The organism is Aquimarina sp. AWH4_224 (assembly GCF_056160245.1).
On the sequence record NZ_JBSWWU010000007.1, the window covers coordinates 115,539 to 134,645 of the forward strand.

17 protein-coding genes are annotated in these 19,107 nt (G+C 36.3%); 10 read left to right on the plus strand and 7 right to left on the minus strand.

Annotation, left to right across the window (positions count from 1 at the left end; all coding sequences use genetic code 11):
* The first annotated feature begins 3 nt into the window (after positions 1-3).
* The 7 genes from ACXAGJ_RS14655 to ACXAGJ_RS14685 all read left to right on the plus strand — a co-directional run bounded on the left by ACXAGJ_RS14655 (position 4) and on the right by ACXAGJ_RS14685 (position 4,746).
* Positions 4-474, plus strand: a complete 471-nt coding sequence (locus tag ACXAGJ_RS14655) for a hypothetical protein (RefSeq protein ID WP_474840906.1) — start codon at positions 4-6, stop codon at positions 472-474.
* Positions 475-503: 29 nt separating this feature from the next.
* Positions 504-1,739 (plus strand): hypothetical protein, encoded by a 1,236-nt coding sequence (locus tag ACXAGJ_RS14660; RefSeq protein WP_474840907.1) that lies wholly within the window; start codon positions 504-506, stop codon positions 1,737-1,739.
* Positions 1,727-2,041 carry a hypothetical protein gene (locus tag ACXAGJ_RS14665; RefSeq protein WP_474840908.1) on the plus strand — a complete coding sequence of 105 codons (315 nt, stop codon included), beginning with the start codon at positions 1,727-1,729 and terminating at the stop codon, positions 2,039-2,041. The genes ACXAGJ_RS14660 and ACXAGJ_RS14665 overlap by 13 nt, the downstream gene beginning before the upstream one ends.
* Entirely contained in the window at positions 2,038-2,502 is a 465-nt protein-coding gene (locus ACXAGJ_RS14670; RefSeq protein WP_474840909.1) for a PulJ/GspJ family protein, read from the plus strand. Before ACXAGJ_RS14665 ends, ACXAGJ_RS14670 begins: the two co-directional genes overlap by 4 nt.
* A gap of 2 nt (positions 2,503-2,504) precedes the next feature.
* Positions 2,505-3,635, plus strand: a complete 1,131-nt coding sequence (locus tag ACXAGJ_RS14675; protein ID WP_474840910.1) for a type II secretion system F family protein — start codon at positions 2,505-2,507, stop codon at positions 3,633-3,635.
* A gap of 129 nt (positions 3,636-3,764) precedes the next feature.
* Positions 3,765-4,148, plus strand: a complete 384-nt coding sequence (locus tag ACXAGJ_RS14680) for a hypothetical protein (RefSeq protein WP_474840911.1) — start codon at positions 3,765-3,767, stop codon at positions 4,146-4,148.
* A 52-nt stretch (positions 4,149-4,200) separates the two neighbouring features.
* A complete protein-coding gene (locus tag ACXAGJ_RS14685) occupies positions 4,201-4,746 on the plus strand; it encodes a hypothetical protein (RefSeq protein ID WP_473285034.1) in 546 nt (181 codons plus the stop codon).
* A gap of 74 nt (positions 4,747-4,820) precedes the next feature.
* On the opposite strand, the gene ACXAGJ_RS14690 is transcribed toward ACXAGJ_RS14685, so the two are convergent.
* From ACXAGJ_RS14690 to ACXAGJ_RS14715, 6 genes are all read right to left on the minus strand, one after another.
* Entirely contained in the window at positions 4,821-6,206 is a 1,386-nt protein-coding gene (locus ACXAGJ_RS14690; protein WP_474840912.1) for a cytochrome-c peroxidase, read from the minus strand.
* A gap of 19 nt (positions 6,207-6,225) precedes the next feature.
* Entirely contained in the window at positions 6,226-7,131 is a 906-nt protein-coding gene (locus tag ACXAGJ_RS14695) for a transporter (RefSeq protein ID WP_474840913.1), read from the minus strand.
* 201 nt (positions 7,132-7,332) lie between these two features.
* The gene (locus ACXAGJ_RS14700) at positions 7,333-8,091 is read right to left on the minus strand and encodes a DUF547 domain-containing protein (RefSeq protein WP_084549470.1); all 759 of its coding nucleotides are present in this window, start codon (positions 8,089-8,091) and stop codon (positions 7,333-7,335) included.
* Between the two features lie 299 nt (positions 8,092-8,390).
* Positions 8,391-9,110 (minus strand): LytR/AlgR family response regulator transcription factor, encoded by a 720-nt coding sequence (locus ACXAGJ_RS14705; protein ID WP_474840914.1) that lies wholly within the window; start codon positions 9,108-9,110, stop codon positions 8,391-8,393.
* Positions 9,111-9,121: 11 nt separating this feature from the next.
* Complete coding sequence (locus ACXAGJ_RS14710) at positions 9,122-10,249, minus strand: sensor histidine kinase (protein ID WP_474840915.1); 1,128 nt, start codon at positions 10,247-10,249, stop codon at positions 9,122-9,124.
* An 81-nt stretch (positions 10,250-10,330) separates the two neighbouring features.
* A complete protein-coding gene (locus ACXAGJ_RS14715) occupies positions 10,331-11,398 on the minus strand; it encodes an alpha/beta hydrolase (RefSeq protein ID WP_474840916.1) in 1,068 nt (355 codons plus the stop codon).
* A gap of 272 nt (positions 11,399-11,670) precedes the next feature.
* Between ACXAGJ_RS14715 and ACXAGJ_RS14720 the strand changes: the two genes are divergently transcribed.
* Genes ACXAGJ_RS14720 through ACXAGJ_RS14730 form a run of 3 tightly spaced genes read left to right on the plus strand, consistent with a single transcriptional unit; the run spans position 11,671 to position 14,839 of the window.
* Positions 11,671-12,924 (plus strand): Cif family virulence factor, encoded by a 1,254-nt coding sequence (locus ACXAGJ_RS14720; protein ID WP_474840917.1) that lies wholly within the window; start codon positions 11,671-11,673, stop codon positions 12,922-12,924.
* On the plus strand, positions 12,921-13,871 hold the full coding sequence (locus tag ACXAGJ_RS14725; RefSeq protein WP_474840918.1) for a YybH family protein: 951 nt from the start codon (positions 12,921-12,923) through the stop codon (positions 13,869-13,871). The genes ACXAGJ_RS14720 and ACXAGJ_RS14725 overlap by 4 nt, the downstream gene beginning before the upstream one ends.
* Before the next feature lie 14 nt (positions 13,872-13,885).
* Positions 13,886-14,839, plus strand: a complete 954-nt coding sequence (locus ACXAGJ_RS14730; RefSeq protein WP_474840919.1) for a Cif family virulence factor — start codon at positions 13,886-13,888, stop codon at positions 14,837-14,839.
* A 127-nt stretch (positions 14,840-14,966) separates the two neighbouring features.
* Here ACXAGJ_RS14730 and ACXAGJ_RS14735 read toward each other — a convergent pair whose 3' ends face one another.
* Positions 14,967-19,100 carry a G8 domain-containing protein gene (locus ACXAGJ_RS14735; protein ID WP_474840920.1) on the minus strand — a complete coding sequence of 1,378 codons (4,134 nt, stop codon included), beginning with the start codon at positions 19,098-19,100 and terminating at the stop codon, positions 14,967-14,969.
* Positions 19,101-19,107: the final 7 nt, after the last annotated feature.

Consider the following 19,107-nt stretch of genomic DNA (forward strand, 5'->3'; position numbering starts at 1 on the left):
GTCATGCTAAAAGGTAAAAAGGGATTGTATGTTTTGTTACCGCTGGTGGTTTTTATCTGGGGAGCCATCGTCTATCAAATTACTGATGCGTTTTCTGATGATGATCCGATAGCAGTGAATACAACTTCATTTTCATTTTCTAAAGTTGAAAATAAAGAACGTGAACTTTTCACCATAAGTACCGTAGAACGCGATCCATTTTTAGGCACCATTTATAAACCCAAAAAAGTTGTTGAAAAAAAGAGGATTCCCAGAACTGTAAAAACCGAGATTACCTGGCCATCTATTCGATACAAAGGTTTAGTAACTGGTGGTGGTGGAGCTACGGCAATTTATCTTGTAGAAATTAATGGAGCTGATCATTTGATGAAACGAAATGATATGGTTGAAGAGGTGAAATTGACCCGAGGGAACAAATCATGGGTACAATTACAATACAAAAGAAAGAGCAAACGATTTGAAATCTTGAATTGAAACCTAATACAAAAATAAAGGCACAGGCAATGCAATTTGCATTGCTGATCTCAGTAATTATCGCCTTGATTCTGGGGGCATTTTTACTACTCACCCATGTACAGTCTTTTTTCAAAATCAAGTCCAACGAATTGATTCAAGCCTCCGAAATTGCAAATCAACATATCTTGCAATCCCTGGGAGATTCTTTAAAAACCGGAGATACTATATCCAATCAAGAACAGCAAAAAACGCTGAAGCTGAATTCCAATTTTTATGGTGCCTGGACCAAAGTTTATGCTCAAGTAGAGTCTCATAATCGAAAAGTGCACAAATCGGCTTTGGTCGGTACTGCAATAACCGATCGTTCTGCAAATTTGTATCTAGCGAATACTAATTCGCCATTAGTAGTGGTAGGAAATACCCGGATTGAAGGGAATGCCTATGTCCCAAAACAAGGGCTAAAAGCCGGTAATATCTCTGGAAATTATTACCAAGGATCTCGATTGTATTATGGTAGGGTGTTTGAAAGCAAAACCACTTTACCACAATTAAAAAAAGAGTGGATCTCTTATTTAGAGTCTTTAAGCAATGGATCCTTTATCGACAATCTCAACAGCATTTCTTTAGAAAAGGATATCAAAAACAGTTTTTATACTTCTGGTCAAATCATATTTAGTCCCTCCACTATTGTTTTGGGGAACGAAAAAATTGCTGGAAACATAATTATTCAGTCCACTACGGCAATCGTTGTTGAACCCACAGCAACCCTACAAAACGTAATACTGGTTGCTCCAAAAATTATAGTAAAGGACAATACCAAAGGCGCTATGCAATTGTTTGCCTCTCAAAAACTAACGATTGGTAAAAACTGCTATTTCAATTATCCTTCGACCATTGCTTTTTATGACCAAACCAGACCCTCTCCTACCCAAAATTATAATACTCAAAATAGAGATATTGATTTCAGTATAGATAAAGGTACATTGATAGAAGGTTCTGTTGTTTACCTACAAAAACACACAAGCACTCAAAATCGAATTAAAACTCACTTAAAAATGGCCCCCGGGACCGAAGTAATCGGGGAGGTATATTGCCAGGGCAGCATGGATTTTGAAGGTATTGTGCGAGGAGCTGTATACACGCAACAATTTATTGCCAATCAATCGGGTTCGATTTATCTTAATCATATCTACAATGGCAAAATATTGACCAACCCTATCCCGAATTACGCTGGATTACCTTTTGAAAATACCTCTAATTCTGTTGCACAATGGCTATACTAAAAAAAATACGAGGTGCTACACTTATCGAGACCTTGACCGCCTCAGTATTGATTATTATTGTATTTATGATCGCTAGTCTAAGTTTCAATAATATTTTTAATAACCATATCAAAAGAGATCAGAGTAGTATAAACAATAGGATCAAAGAATTGCATTACTTAACGATTCATCAAAAAATTAAACTCCCGTATGTTGAGGATTATAACGATTGGGAGATACAAGTGATCAATCAAAAAAACACCACCATTATCACCTATAGCAAAGAAGGAGTTGAACACCTTAAACGAATACATGTGGAATGAAAAAATTGAGTGGTAAAATACAAGCATTTACACTTACCGAAGTCATGGTGGTTATTGTGATATCGGCCATTGTTGCTGGTCTTGCGTTTTCTATCCTGAGTCTGGTACAACACAATATGAGAAGTATTGAAGATAATTATGCGCAAAAATCAGAATTGCAATCGCTAGAGGTAGCATTGACCATTGACTTTAATCGATATACAAACCTACAATGGCTTGCAAGAGAAGAAGTCTTGGTTTTATCCTCTCCAATACATCAAAAAAGATATCGTTTTATGGGAGATAGTATTGTAACAAACGAGCAATCCTTTAAGGTAAGTCTAAAAGAAAAATCATTTCTTTTTGAAGGAGCATCGGTAAATTCTGGATCCATTGACGCAATTAAGCTTACCTTTGACAATACCGCTCGACTACATCAGATTTTTGTATTCAAGCACAATGATCCTACAATTCATTTTTAAGTATGGGGATAAAGATAACAGATACCAAAAAACAAAAAATAAGCGAGGATTCGTTTGATATCTCTGAGATCCTAACCAGAGAAATTTCTCTGTTTGGAAATGCTTTTTCGAATAAGAAAAAAGAACAATGGTATGCTGAGCTTAACATCTTACTAAAATCCGGTATTGATCTGAAAAGTGGACTCGAATTACTTTCAGAAACGCAAAAAAAGGCTAAAGATCGTGATTTGATGGCAACTATGTTATCGCAACTTGTTGCTGGTAGTTCTTTTTCAGAAATCATAAAGAAGAATAGCAACTTTAGCGATTACGAATACTATGCAATCCAGATCGGAGAACAGACTGGACAATTGGCACAAATCACACTAGAACTCAGCGACTTTTACAAAAGAAAAAATGATCTGAAACGAGAGATCGTATCTGCCCTTACCTATCCCATTATTGTTTTATGTACTGCACTTATCGTGATCTTTTTTATGCTGCGGTATGTGGTACCGATGTTTGTTGATATTTTTAAACAAAATAAGGTAGATTTACCCGATATCACCGAAGGGATTATCAATTTTTCAAATTTTGTATCTGATAATGGCTGGGTGCTTTTGATTTTCTTATTGACAATAATTGGAAGCATAATCTTAGTATCAAAAAAACCATGGTTTCGAAAGATTTTGGGAAGTATTCAAATCAAGCTTCCAATTTTGGGTAATTATTTCAGAAAAATATACATGGCGCAGTTTACCCAAGCCCTTTCTTTACTAACCTCCGCCAAAGTACCTATGGTAGACAGTATTGACCTGGTAAAAAACATGATCAATTTCTACCCCCTACAGGAAGGCTTGCGTAAAACAAACAAAGCAGTAATCGCGGGAGACAAACTAAGTGTTGCTTTTGCAAAAAGCCCTGTTTTTGATAAGAAAATGATTGCCATGGTTCGTGTGGCAGAAGAAACTAATCAGACCGAGTTTATTTTTCAGAAACTGAATGAGCAATACAACCAACAGGTGAAACATCAATCTCAAGTGATCTCGAATGTACTTAATCCATTATTAACGATTATCGTAGGGATTATAGTAGGGGTAATATTAATTGCGATGTATTTACCAATGTTCAGACTCAGTAGCGTAATTGGATAGGAATGCCCCTAAAAATTAGGGTTGTTTTCCTTGACAATAAAAAAATAAAATACTTACATTTACTTAACTTTTCGTAAGCCCAAAAGAGTGTAATTGGAATACAACAAGGTAACTCTTAACATAACATAAATGAAAAGTATCAACACCAATACAATTCTTCAGATTGTAGCACTCTTATTTTTGGTCATAATCGGGTACATGACCTTCAGTTCTGGTTCTAATTGGAAAATCATCAAGTCAGAATTAGACAGAGCCAGAGAAGAGCTGGACACTTCAAAAAAAATAGTCACCACTACCAAAGCTGAGCTAGAGAGTTCAAAAAAGGAATTTGAGAAAATGAAGGCGCAAAAAGATCTAATTATTCATACAAGAGATTCTTTGATTCTGGATTTTAAACGAAGAACTGCCAAAGATTGGGAGGAATTACAACGCATTAAAGATTCAATAAAGCTAGTAAACGATCAAATTGCAAAGGATAGAGCTATTGTTGAGGGTCTTTTGGGGCTGGATTGATTCTTTCTTTTATTACTCATCACATTCTATACGATATTCTAAAACACAAGTCATGAAAAAATTAGTCGTTCTTTCTTTATTGTTTCTATCTTCTTTTTCTTTTGGACAAGATATTGATTCGCTAAAAGTTATTGAAATTCCAAGTTCGTATGCGGATCGCGTAGGCGAACCATTACAGGTGAAACAAGATAGTTTATATCTTTTTCGGACCTCTGATGTATACTTGGTTAATGTAAAATCCTTTACCGCACTCCGGAATGTATATTTAAGTACCTTGGATCAAGATAAAATGACTAAGGATCTTATCGAAAAATATTCGCAGACCTTGCGAAGAAATATTGATTTGGAGCGTAAACTAAAAATCAACTTTCAAGCTTCAGACAGTCTGGATTTAGAAATTTATAAGCGTACTCAGGCGACCTTGGCCAATACCCAAAAAGCATTGGACTATACCTTAAATAGCCTAGAAAAAGCATCTAACAGTTTGGAGATTGTGGACAAAAACACCAAAAGACAACGCAGAAAGAGTGCTTTCGAAAAATTTCTTTTTGCGTTGGGGGGTATAGGAATTGGTGTAATTGTTGGGGTATCCTTATAAAATATGTGAAAGAGAGGGCCCACTTTGGTCTAATGACTAAGCAAACCCTCTCAGAGCTACTTCCCCTAGCATCGTTAATTGCAACCCAGATCCGTTTTAGACTGTGGATCATTGTTTGGAAAACATTTTCCGGAATTTACCGCAACGGGTACGTAACGAATCAAATTTGGGTCTCGCAAACTATTCTTTATAAATAGGGTTAGGTTATCAATCTGTTTTTTGGTTAGGTTTATTGTTCCAAACTGTGAGGCAAGGTTTTGGACTGGCACTTCACTATTTTGAGCAATTCCTTCATTCTTGTATCGAATTACTTCTCTAATTCTTGTAAAGGTACCTCCATGACCAAAAAATCTATGATCTATTAAATTGTATAATGTTGGAGTCTTGAACTTAAAATCATCTGCAGCATTTTGAGTAAATCCACCTCTTCCTTTTTTCACATTCTCAAAACCTACTGGATCAACCACAATGGCAAGACTTGAATTATCAAAATCTCCCATTCCAAACGAATGAAAGCCTTTATCATTTAAAGCTGGTCCTGTATGACATTCATAACATTTCCCTTTCCCGAAAAAGACCATAGCACCACGTTTTTCTTCTTTGGTTAATGCACTAGTATTACCTTTTAACCATTGTTGCCAAGGTGATTGATTGGGTAGTACCGTACGTTCATAGGCGGCGATTGCCAAAGCTGCGGTATTGGTAGAGTATCTTTCGTTTACAGGCACATCGGGAAAAGCATCATCAAACATTTGTTTATACCCAAAGGTGTTTACAAAGTTTTCATCAACCAGTAATCTATGTACACCTTGACCTTTGATAGCCTGCACCTCTACTCCTTGAAATCCTAAAAAATTCTCTGGTATGTTAGTCCAACTCGCTTCTGTACCCGCATTGGTTCCCGTGCCACCAAACTGTCCGTTCCAGAGCATCACGTCTTGATAAGCCACGTTCAATACCGTTGGAGACCGAATAGGCTGAATATCCACTAAATTGACTGCAGTATTTGGATCAATGATTCTTCCTCTTCCATTTATTCCAAATCCAAGGCCTGCCTCTCCTACTCCTTGTCGGAGTCCTGCACTAAATCCTGCAGCAACATGATGGCATGATGCACATGAGTACGTAAATAGATTCGAAGGTACCTTGGGACTGCCTCCCATAGCAGTTTCATGAAATAACAACTGACCGAGTGCTACTTTTTCGGCTGTAATTGGGTTTAAAGGATCTTGAGGAATATTGCTAAAGTCATCACTATCCGGGAGTGTAAAAAAAGGTGCTCCAATTCCTCCTGAAGCATCCTCTAGGGCTTTTGTCAGGTTCTTATCTAACCCATTTCCATTTCCATTTTTTATGGAGACGATCGGGTTCTGTCCTTGATTTTCATCCAAAGAAACATACTCTTCCGGTTCGCAAGAGAAATGTATTACCACTAAAATCAAAAAGTATATTTTTTTCATACTCCAAAGTCTTTACTTACTAATTTGCTTTATATACCAAACCAAGAGAAATGGCAGAAGCTCGGTCGTAATTTCTTCCATTCATATTCACCGTATATCCAGAAGAAATTCCGATGCTGTTTTTGTACACTGGTACATATAGATCAAAATAGAAATTGGTGTAATCCACTTCTGTTTCAGGCAGTGCTGCTGGTCCTCCTGCGGCTACGAATTCGGGAGATCCAATATCAAATCCACTCAAAGAATTTTGAATACCCACCTTGGCATGTGCATAAAACCACTTGTTATAGTATCCAAGCTTAGCGCTATAGATCGTAGCATTAGGAACTTCAAAATCAGAATTGTTTCTTAGGCTATATGCCGCTTGCAACTCGACAAAAATGTTTGATGGTGTTGCCAATTGAATAAAACCGCAACCATCAAAAGCGGTAGCTCCGCTACCTAAAGACAATATTGCTGCTTCTTCATATCCTCCAACAGGCAAGGTAACTCCTGTAGCGCCCCCAATAGCAAGCTTGGTTGCATTATCAAATTGTTTATCTATAATTTTTGCTTTCATAAACAGGCTCAAATCCTGTACTCCTGAAACTTGACTTTCTTGTAACACAGGATCGGGAACGCCTTCTTCATTTTCCATGGAGATATAAGGTACATTGATAGTAGTTGATAACCAATCCAGTACTCCGTACTCTCCATAAACACTTACAATAGAAGACGTAATTTCTCCCATATTCATTGGATTATTTTTGGATAAGCTCTCCCCTCTGTAAAAGTTATCGAAACTTTTGTACGAATAGGATGTAGCGACCGTAAGGTCATTTTTCTTCGGAAAAAAACCATTGATAAGAGTCTGTGCGGATACCGATGAAATGGTTAAAAAGCACAGGATCCAAATGGCTTGTTTTGATTGGATTAGATGTAACATAATTGTATAATTTAGGTTTTAAAAGTATGTTCTACTCTTACGATTAATAGGTATTGAGAATCCTAATCTAAAATAGATACAGGAACAAAGTATACCTGGATCCAAAAACCAACATTCTACACACAAAAGACTCTTATTCTGGTGTTTTTGGATACTAATTTTTCAGTAAAATTGTAAAGAGAACGATTAAAAGGGGTAACTTTAATTGTTACTGGTGATCGGTGTTTTATTATTGTTTTTATTAAGACTCCAATCGTAGGTTATATAATTCCTATCTGTCAATCTTAGATTTTTACTAATCTTGACATTGGCATAACGATTAATAAAATCGATCACATCAACATTCTGAGAAGTAAAGTCTTTTTCATACCATTTGAATAACTCAGAAATTCGAACTACACTGGAATTGATCTGATTTCGCTGCGGGTCATTGATAAACTCGCGCGTTCTTTCTTCAAGAGATTCGTTGATATTGGCGCTGGTATACGCTCTGTTCCACAGACGTGGTGAGGACATAGAACCACAATTGAGTAGAAAGTGAATTCTAGGATCTCCAAATTTTCTCAAAATATCGTGTTCAATATCATCTAGGCTATACCTAACATTTTGAGATTTGAATACTTTTCGTTTCCAAGGGTTTTCAATGTCGTTAATGGTTTTGATAGGGTATTCGTCTATGATCATTTTCATAGCGGTAGCATTGTATACATTGAGCCAATACGCTAGTTTCTCTTCTCTACTCCAATTCTCTTTTGGAGAAATCGTTTGTAATGATCTGAAATACGTGTAAAAAACAACTGCAATGCTAGTCACACCATCATAATCCACAAGGCCATCGTCGGTAACATTGAGGATTAAAATTTGATCCCAAGAAGAATGATCTACAACTTCTTTTTGACAATAAATACTACTAAATAGAAACAGGAATATAATCCAAAGGTTAGCTTTAAGAGATTTCATTTGTTAGTTATTCTGGGGGTTAATAGTTTATGTTACAGAATTATGATTTCTCTAACATATATAAGCTAATTTATGAAAAAAAATGTTAAACAGTTATGTTTTATAGCCATAACGGTGATATCTGTAAACATTTTGTGGTTTTATAACAATAAATTGTAATTTACTTACTGTAAAACCATTGTTTGATCACTTCCAAAATCATAAAACGGAATTCCCTCAAAAGAAAACCTGTTTTAATTTTCTGGTTTTCAATCAAATAAAATATACTTTTTCCTTAACAAAAGGGAGAGAAGAGAATTTTAAAACCTATTTTTTTGCACGATTTCCATCAATTGTGTTTTGTAGTTTCTACCTATTGGAATTTGCATAGAAGCAATGTTGATTTTATTATCGGCTATAGATTTTATCTTATCCACTGCAATGATAAACGATTTATGTACGCGTATAAAATTATTCCCTTGCAAGTTTTCTTCTGCCTGTTTCATAGTAATCAACGCTAAATGTCTCTTACCATCTACCGTGTGAAAAGCAATGTAATTTTGCATAGCCTCTACATACAAGATATCCTTTACATAGATCTTTTCGTAGGTCTTATCATTTTTCACAAAAAAATAATCGATATCACTCGCCCTCGATGTTTTATTTGCGGATGCGTCTTGAACCTGCTTAAACTCCCATACTTTCTTCACCGCTTTAAAAAAGCGATTAAAGGTGATCGGTTTTAGTAGGTAATCCATAACATCTAGCTCAAACCCTTCTAGGGCGTAATTGGGAAACGCCGTAGTAAGAATTACTGAAGGTCTTTGATTCGTAATTTTCAAAAACTCGATTCCATTCATCACAGGCATTTGGATATCCAAGAAGATAAGATCGATCTCTTGATGTTCCATTAGTTCGATGAGTTGTAGAGGGTTATTCCCTTCTCCAACCAACTTCAAAAAATCAATTTCTCGTATATAGTTAGCAATACATTCTCTTGCCAAAGGTTCGTCATCTATTATTACACATTGTATTATCATCAACTCTTATATTACGATACTTTAAAAGATAATTCTCTTACTTCCGAAGAGGCTTCTAACTCTTTGGTGGTATCCAATTGAATTTGCAAACGAAGTCTATAGTTATCTAATTCTTTTGAAATCTCTAGTACATGCAGATCCGGATAAATTAAGGCCAATCTGCGTTTCACATTTACTAATCCAATACCATTACTTTTTATGACATCCGTATTGTTATGTGCTTGGGCAACACTATTACTTACTTCCATATAAAGACTGGAACCATTTATAGTAATATGAATAGAAATCCAATTGTCTTGCAAATGGGTTTGCGAAACATGTTTAAACGCATTTTCGATAAAAGGCATCAGAATAAATGGCGCAATATCCAATTGATTATTAGTAGCTTGCGGTAAATTGAAATCACATCGCACACTATTGTCCAAACGTAAACTACCCAATTCTATAAAATTATTAAGGTAATTGAGTTCTTGCTCTACAGAAATCTTTGATGCATTACATTCATATAATTGATACCGTAGCAAATCAGAAAATTTAGCTAATGAATCGGACGCTTTATCCGGGTTTTTATGAATCAATACAAAGATAGAATTGATGGTATTAAACAAAAAATGAGGATTGAATTGAGATCGTAAAAACTTGAGTTCGGTTTCTATTTTTTCTTTCTCTAATTCTTGTTCTCTTTTTCGTGTTTCGATCCAATTTTTACCCAACTTAATGCTCATTGCCAAGGTCATACTGGCGATAGTAGATGATAACGCATTGGATTTAAAAAGATCCCAATATGCGCTTGTGGGATTCTTAAACAATTCTTCAAAAGGCAGCCCGGTGATGACAGGCGTTAAATAATAACCACTTACGATAAAAGAAGCGGTAATCATGATCGTTAGAACTAGTGCAAAAAGATAAGTTCTGTATCTCCCAGTGATCAGGTATTTTGGGATTAGGTAGTAAAGGTTAAAATAAACCGCTAATGCCTGAAACACCACATAAAAAACAAACTTGGTAGTGTAGGGTGAAAATAAGATGTTATCAATAGCTTGTACAGGATCTCCCACTGATATCGACCACCAGGCAAAATGATAAACCATCCAAAAGACCAGATGGTAAATTTTATATTTATAAAACCAATTCAACATATTTTTAAGTAACGATCACTATAGCGTATTAGCTATGAAATTATATAATTTATGGTAGACTACCCAATTTTAAGGGTTGGATTAAAAACTTAAATGCTCATTTAAAAAAGGAAGTACTCTTGTGGTAAAACGTCCACTGTTTCCCCAATACTTATTCCATGGATCTCCTACAAACTCTTCTCCCTTGTGGACAATTCCTAAATCCATCAGTTTTTTACTAAATCTTCTATTCGAAATTACATGCGCCTGAGTAGGATCAAAACGCGCCCAATCAAATGCAATAGCTTTTAGATTTTGCAGATTTGCAGCGTACCGATCCAGAACTTCATCCAAATGAAATTCCTTTTGTTCCTTTCTTATGTTTTTTGGATGCAGATGTAATGTTTGATCCTCTTGTTTTTCGAATAAAAAATCTGCATACAAAGGTGGTCGATTGGGATTTGGCAAAAACGCCTGACAAATACTAGCAAAAATTTGAGTTCTTCCGGTACCTACCAAATCATCATAAGATGTAGCCGAATGAATCTTATCCCAGTCTACACCAATCCCAGATCTGGGTAAGTACCCAGAACCCGTAGCAACAGGATGCATTGCATATACGATTCCAAACAATTCTGGATAGGCCATTCCTAATTTTAAAGCTCCCCGGCCTCCCATAAAATCTCCTATCACAGCCCTGCTGTTTTTGTTAGCAATTGTTCGAAACTCTTTATCTATATAAGGCACCAATTCTTTGGTAATAAAATCCAACCAATAACCACTAGTACTCGAATTCTCGAATAAGCTCCCCAAGGTTGGTGAAGTAAAATCAGCAACTACCAAAATGAAAGCTTTGGATATACCTTCCTGAATAGTATTATCGATAAGTGTAGTTACTTTTCGATTTTTGATGATGACTTCAGGACTGTCGAATATACTATGCAAGTAATAAACAACAGGATACTTTTGATTAGATATTGTGTAATCTGGCGGAAGGTACACTTGAAGGCTTCTCTTTACATCAATACCTATTTTATTCTCTTTCAAAAACTCAGACTCTAGTGTTTTGACCTCAAGACTTCCTTTCATTGCATCCTGCGCCGGGATGCTTATGCAGCACATAAAAATCAACAAAAAACAAAAACGGTTTAGTAATATTCTGAAACTCATACTATTCATTTTTTAGTGGTTATACAATCAAAAACAGTTAAATGTACCCATTAAGGCTATGGTATGCATTTCAGAATTAGGTAAGTCATCAAAGTATTGACCAACGACATGATTTTGTAAACAAACGTCATATTGACGAATTAAATCACTGGTTTGGACTCCAAAATGGACAAATAATATCGTTGATACAGCTTTTACAACCGTTGGTCAATCCCTTTTTGTTTGCAGTAAGTCTTACTGTTAATTTGAGTTCGAACCAATAAAAAACTTAGATGAGCGCTTTATCATTCAACCTATTCACCCTGCTTTTGTTTTTAATGTTACCTAATCATTTTTATGGGCAACAAAACACAACGCTTTCCCTTCAATTACAAACCAAATCAATTACCGAAAGAGCCAAAGACACCGTATTGAACTTAGAAATACGAGGGAGCGTACCACCATTATCTTGGGTAAAAGGCGTTACCCTTACCGACACAGATAGGGATGGGGTTTATACAGTTCGTCTGGACTTTGAAATTACTGAAGATACCGATGTTTACCTTAAATATGTTCTCAACGGATTTGAATGGGAAGCTGGAGATGCAAGAAAAATCACTTTAAAACCAGGAGGCACCCACAACTTTTCTCATGACTTTCAATACATTAAACGTCCACAAAACCCATTTAAAAAGTTTGTTGGAAAATGGACATTAAAAGATGACTTATGGCAACAAGGAAATACCGAGGAGGCTATAACCACATTAAAAATCCCAGGGCATATCACGACCTGTCAAGAAGTGAATACAGACACTAGTATATTATGTGTTATTGAAGCTACCTCCGCGAAAGGACATGTTCTATGGGGATACAATCACGATACCAAAAAAATACAGCACTTATCTAATTTTTTGCCCTTTCGTAATGGTGTAGGTGATGGTAGTTTTTCCAAAAATGGAGATATGCAACTCAAAGTTTCTTTTCAAGGTGAACCAGAGGGCACTTATAGGGTATACAATTACCTCTGGATCAATGAAAATGAATACTTGTTAGAATCTAACCAGTTTGATGCAAACGATCAACCTACCGGGAATTTTTATGGAGGAACCTTTGTAAGGATAGATCAATCTTCTTCTTTATCTATGGTGCATCCCAAAGATGCTAGTGAAGTAAAGACAATCTTTAAAACACTAGACGATAATAACCTGAAAGCCTCGGAAAAACTAAACGTTTGGATCGATGATCTCGTTCATATGGCACCAGATAACGAAGTGATCACCACCAAAGAGCAATTAAGAGCTTATCTGGAAAAGCAAAATACTTATGGAAATGTAGTCATGCAACATCAAATTGTTGATCTGTACTCGTATCCAGAAATCACAATTGTACGTGGCAAAGTCACCGGAACATTTACCCCAAAAGACATGAATAATACTGTTCCATTTGAAACCAAGAATCTTTTTGTTTTTAAACGACAAGAAGATCATTCTTTAAAAATATGGAAAGTCATCTACAACCATTCACCTATTAAAACACTGACAAAATGAAACCCGTAATTATCCTAGCCATACTCGCGTCAGGTATTTTTTTATCATGTACCAATGTCAAAGCCAAGAAAGAGCATCAAAGTTCCCTTTTAGAAACTCAAAACACCTTCGGTTCATTAACTTCTCAAATAAATGCGCTAAATCAAACACTAATTGATGCAGCAATGACCCAGGATTTTGCTAAGGCAAAGCACATCTATGCAGAAGATGCGTTATTGCTTACTGATTTTAACCCAATCATAGATGGAAGAGCCCACATCACACCATTTTATACAGCGCTGTTTGGCAGACAACAAATAATAAGATATACCAAAACCACTACCGAGATCATTGATCTTGGTGAATGGATTCTGGAAATTGGAATATTCGATAAATCTTTTAAAAATCAGGAACCTCAAAAAGGAAAATATTTTAATGTTTGGCAACCTCAACCAGATGGTGCTTTACAATTAACCTCGGAATCTTTTGGGTATACTTATGAAATACCAGACCAAAGCGCATTGGTGGTAGAAGCATTGAAAGATAACACCTCTATCAAAACCTCCAGAAACATTAAAGCCATACCCGAAGAGATCAAGACTTATTATCGATTAACCGAAGAGCATTCTCAAGAACGAAATCCGAATAAAGCCATGAAATTATTTACCCAAGACGCTACCTACTACCGATTTGCCAAAAAAGAAGTTCATGGTTTTGATGTGATCTCAAAATACTATACCGATTATTACAACAACCCGGTCACCATCGACTCTATCAAAGTGAAGCCCTACCACTACCATAAGGTAAAAGATGGTTACCTATCCTATACGCAATTTTATGTAGCATGGACTGTCCCAGATTTTTCTGGAATAACCCAAGGGACTGGTCTGGTATACCTAAAAAAAGACAATAATGGCTTTTTACAAAGACATCGTCTTATCGGCTTTCGTTTACCACAAAATCACTAAAAACACCTTTCAAAATGATACGAATTACAATTATCTTATTAGCTCTGATTTGCACTATAGCTTCTTTTTCACCTATGCTACACGTAAATAATGAAATTGAGGAGATCGCTACCTTGAACACAAATACGAATAGCGGGCTAGATCAAAAGATCAACACCTTGAATAAAAAATTAATCAATGCTGCCAAGAGTAAGAACTTCAGTAGTATAAAACAGATATATACCGATGACGCACTCTTACTTACTGATTATCATCCTATCATCGATGGCATTTCCAATATTGAAATTTATTATTCAGATATCTTTCAAAAACAAGATGTTACTAACTACACCAAAGAAACTACCGAAATCTTAGATCTTGGGAATCGTATTATGGAAATTGGCACTTTTCAAAAAACTTGTACGAATATGGAGCCCTTACACGGAAAATACTGGAATGTCTGGAAACCTCTTGAAGATGGTAAGCTACAACTAGAATCCGAATCTTTTGGGTACTCTCATAAAGTAGCAGATCTCACCCCATTACTGGTGAAGGAGATTCAGGAAAAAGCCCCAGGTCCTGATATCAGAAATGGAAAAAAGATACTCCCCGAGTTACAAGCGTACGATGCCTTTGGAAAAGAGCATGTAAGAGAGCGAAATGTTGAAAAAGTAATATGTACGTATACCGAAGATTGTAAATATTACCGCTTTGCAAATACAGTAATCGAAGGCAAAGAAAATTTGGAAGAATATTATAAAGGATACTACGGACATCCGGTTACTATCGATAGTATAAGTATATCGACCTATGACTATACCCCAGTAAACAATGGATTTATCAAATACTCTAAATTCTATGTAGAATGGACGGTTCCTGATTTCTCTGGAAAAACAGAAGGAACCAATACCATATTCTGGAGAAGAGAAGAAGATTGCACATTAAAAAAGCATCGATTAATCGGGTTTCATCTACCGGATACAAATTAGAAGTTGATGTGAAATAAACTTTATGCAAGTAACAAGCCGTAACCTCAGATATTGAATTTGAGTACGGCTTGTTTTTCTCTTCTTGAACTCTTAAAAATAGAACAGACTTGTTTGACAACAAGTGTGCTTAGTCTGTTTTTACAATCTTGTACATCATCGAATTAGCACCCAGATTATTAAAATCAATTATTCGAACCATATAGATCCCCTTAGGCAATTGGCTAACATCTATTTTATTTTCATTTTCATCCAAAGGTTGATCAATTTTTAAAGCGCCTAATAGATCATATATTTTAACCAATCTATTCGCATTATTTCCTGATATGAACAAGGTATTATACACTGGGTTCGGGAATAGGGTTACTACATTTTGATCTTCAACCTCCGATTTATCTTCGCCAATTACTTCGAATATCCAATGCTGATTTTGATTCGCATCACCACTATCCCACAAATATGTCTGCTGATCATTTGCTCCACCATTGTTTCCATCTATAGAAAATCCACTAGCATTACGCTTTTCAAGACGATAAATATTATCTGCGATACGCACTTTACGCCACTGTTGATTGTAATTATTGGTCTCACAATCCCAAAGTTTTACATCTTGGTTTCTTGCTCCACTATCTCCTGCATCCATGCAATAATTAGTATTCGCTTTTTGGTACGAATAATATCCATTACCTCGATCTATTTCGATCCATTGTTGGTTGATATTATTAGGATTCGCTTGCCACAATTTTACATTCTGATTTGGTGCTCCTCCTGCACCTCCGTCTAGAGCGTAATTAGTAGCATTACGTTTTCGTAAGTGAACAATCGGGTTTCCCTCTCCTCGAACTTCTATCGTTTTGAAAATAGAGGTAATAAGACCATCAACAGTCGTAACATCTGCCTTTAATTCGTAGGTCCCAGTGGTAAGGTTATACAATACTGTATCATTTTGGCCTGGGTTTGCGGTACCCCACTCATAAGGTGCTACATTTTCTTGTCTCACCAAAATATCATTTAAATAGAGTTTAATATTAGAAACATCCCCATCCGTAACGGCAACGATTACTCCCAAATCATCACCTTCTTGTAAGCGATCATTTGTGGGACTAGCAAATACAATATTCGGTGTGTCATCACATGGAGCATTTGAGGCATTAGGGCCGTGTATATAATCTATCCAGGTATGACTTGCTGAAGAGGGATCCGGAGGAAAATCCAAGCGAATTTTGGTAATGGTCTTACTCATCCAGGTATTGATAGTACTCATATCAAAAATGAGTTCTTCAAAAACATTTGTCGTTTGCGGAGCAACAGTTACAGATCGATTGGCAGCAAAATTGGGTTGATCTGTAGTTGTCCATAATAACTGAAAGGCGCCTGCAGCTTCAGACTTGGTTCTGATTTTTAATTGAGGGACTTGATTTCCCTTAAATTTTAGACCATTTCTCACAATAAAAGGATCATTAGAATTATCTGCTCTTATCAACCAAAATTCATCACTACTTGTATTGTTTGCAGCAGTATTAAATTGCTCAAAACTCTCATTGGTATTACTAAATTCAAAGTTTAAGTCTGAAGCATTGTTTGGATTACCGCAAGTCTCTGTTTCTACAATATCAGTTCTTCCATCGCCATCACTATCTAGAGCAGTAATTCCATCTAAATTATTCGTTGTACAAGGAAGAGTTGCTGGTTGAAAACTTCCATTGGTATCCCAGTTAAAGAAAATATTGGTTCTATTATCTCCTCCAAGATTTCTAAGTTTAAGGAATACATCTCCATTTCCTGCAATAAAATAGGCGTTATTAGTAGCATTTTCAACTGCCGATATAGAATTGAGACGTGGCAGATTAAAATTATGACCTCTTACCCTAAAATTTCCCAATTTTCCTAAGCCTTTAAAAAGTACGAATGCCAAATCCCCAGCATCTCCTCTATTCCATATCAAATGAATACTTTTATTTGATGGTGCTCGGTCTAGATAATAGGTATAGGTAAACCCTTGATTAACAATTGTTGGGAATTTATACGTTCCTGAAGATGCATTTCCAGACTCGTAGAAACAAACATCCTCTGTTCCTGATTTAGAACGCACTACCGATATTCTAGTCCCACTAGAATTAATACCTGCAAGCCATAATCCCGCAAAGAAATAATCAGATCGAGCAGCATTTCTCCAAGAAGGATGTCGATACTCATGTCCATCTCTAAGAAATGCAATATCTCTAATCAACGTAGTATTAGCTTTACCTGTTAATCCTCCGTCATAGTCTTTGAAAAACTGACCAGTTTTTCTTGCTCTAGTGTTATCAGCATTAGGTAAAGGAAAAAATCTAAATGGGAATGGTTCTGAAAATCCTTTGGTAGTTCCACGGAATGTAGGATTGAAATTCTCTGTAGCTCCTCCTCCGGTAATTTGTTTAATCATTTCTGCATTAGAACGATTCCATCCTTCAAAATGACAGTCAATATGTCTTCCTGGACCATCATAAAATCTAAAAAATTCTCGTACTCCATCAAATACTCCGAGATCTGTATCTACATTAAAGAGACTGTTTTCTATGGTTAGATCCCCGGCAAGCATAGATACCGTTTTATTATCACTGAAGGCGCAGTTATAGAAAACAGTGTTTTCATTGATACCGCCTACACCCAACCCGCTATATAATGCTTGGTCATTTCCATAAAACAAACCATCTTTAATCAATTGTCTTGTGTTTACATTCCAGCCAAAATTCTTTTTTATAGAGTGGTCAGGATTCAATCTATCAAAAACATCCCATCCTGTCATACACGTATGAGCCACAAAACCATCGAATCTCCCTAATGGTTCGGTTGAAGGGTTTACACCCTGAAAATAGGACAGATTACCAGAATCAAACATTGGTTTTTCTGGAAAGGCAAACCAAAACCCTGTTCCCTCAGTACCCGCGGCTACGTTATTTTCGAAATAATTATTTGGATTTGTAATCCAATAAGAAGCTGGGGTTCTATTTTGCGGTTCGTTAGCCTCGTTATCAGATGGTGTTAATTCTTCACCGTTCTTTGGCCTTCTCGTTACAAAAACCACATTATTTTTTATGGTATTAAAACGCTCTGCACCATCCTCTAGGAAAATACCATGACCAATATGATCATATGCAAACACCCCATCTACAGTTACATAATCAGTTCCATGAATAGTAACCGCCCTGTTGAAGGATTTATGAATACTGGAGTTTCGTAGATAACTCCCCTGTGATTGATCTTCATTTAAATGCCAATGGTAAGGGTAACGGCCTAATACTCCTTTTTGTCCCATTCTATACAATTCGATATTCTCTGAATGTGAAACAGAACCTTTCATCAGCATGATATGCCCTCCAAAACCATCATTATCATTAGTCCGACCTTGAATTTTTATATAGTGAGAAAGCAAACCAACTTCTCCTTGAATGTTTACATCCCAGGTTTTACCATCTGTCGATCTGGTATAAGATTTAGAACCTCCTATATGTTGATACTGGAGTGGTGCCGTTAGAGTGATTGTTTTTCCAACAACGGATGCAATCTCTACCTGATCTACTTGTTCCCACTGTTTACCATTTGCAGTTGCCAAGGCTGTAGAAGTTAAAGCAATCATATCCCCTGTTTCCCAATCTACGGTTTCTTTCAAGATAATTTGGGTATCGCCGGGGTTAGCAGTGATGGCGATATTCGTCCAGCTTTTTTTATTCTTCCCATGCAGCTCTAAAGCTCCACCATTTTGTACCATAATTGCCTTGTAGGAGGCTCCCAAGTTCGTGTTTTTTGGTCCCGTAAGTGTAATTTGGCAACGTATACCAGATGCGTTTTTGTTCGCAATATAGGGTTGATCTTCTGTACCTATTTCCATAGTTCCTCCATTGGCCACCACAATACTTCTGGCTTCCAAATCGATCCAGGCACCTCCTGCTTGCCAATTCACTGCACTTAGCTTTCCTTGTACTGTAATGTTCCTTGCTCTACAAGTCCCTAACATGACCACATCCATTCCCGGTGGAATAAGGATATCATCATTTGCTGTTGGTGCTATGCCATTGGGCCATGTAGAGGGTTGATTCCAAAAACCTGAATTAACAGGACTAATGGTTACCAAACTGATTGGCGGAGGAGCACAATCATATTTTGAAGCTACTTCGATAGTAGTTTCTTTGGGATAATTTGCAAAAAGATTACAAACCCCTAGAACAAATAATATCAGCATGGTAACTAATACAATACGGTCGATTTTTATTGATTTTTTCATGATTTGG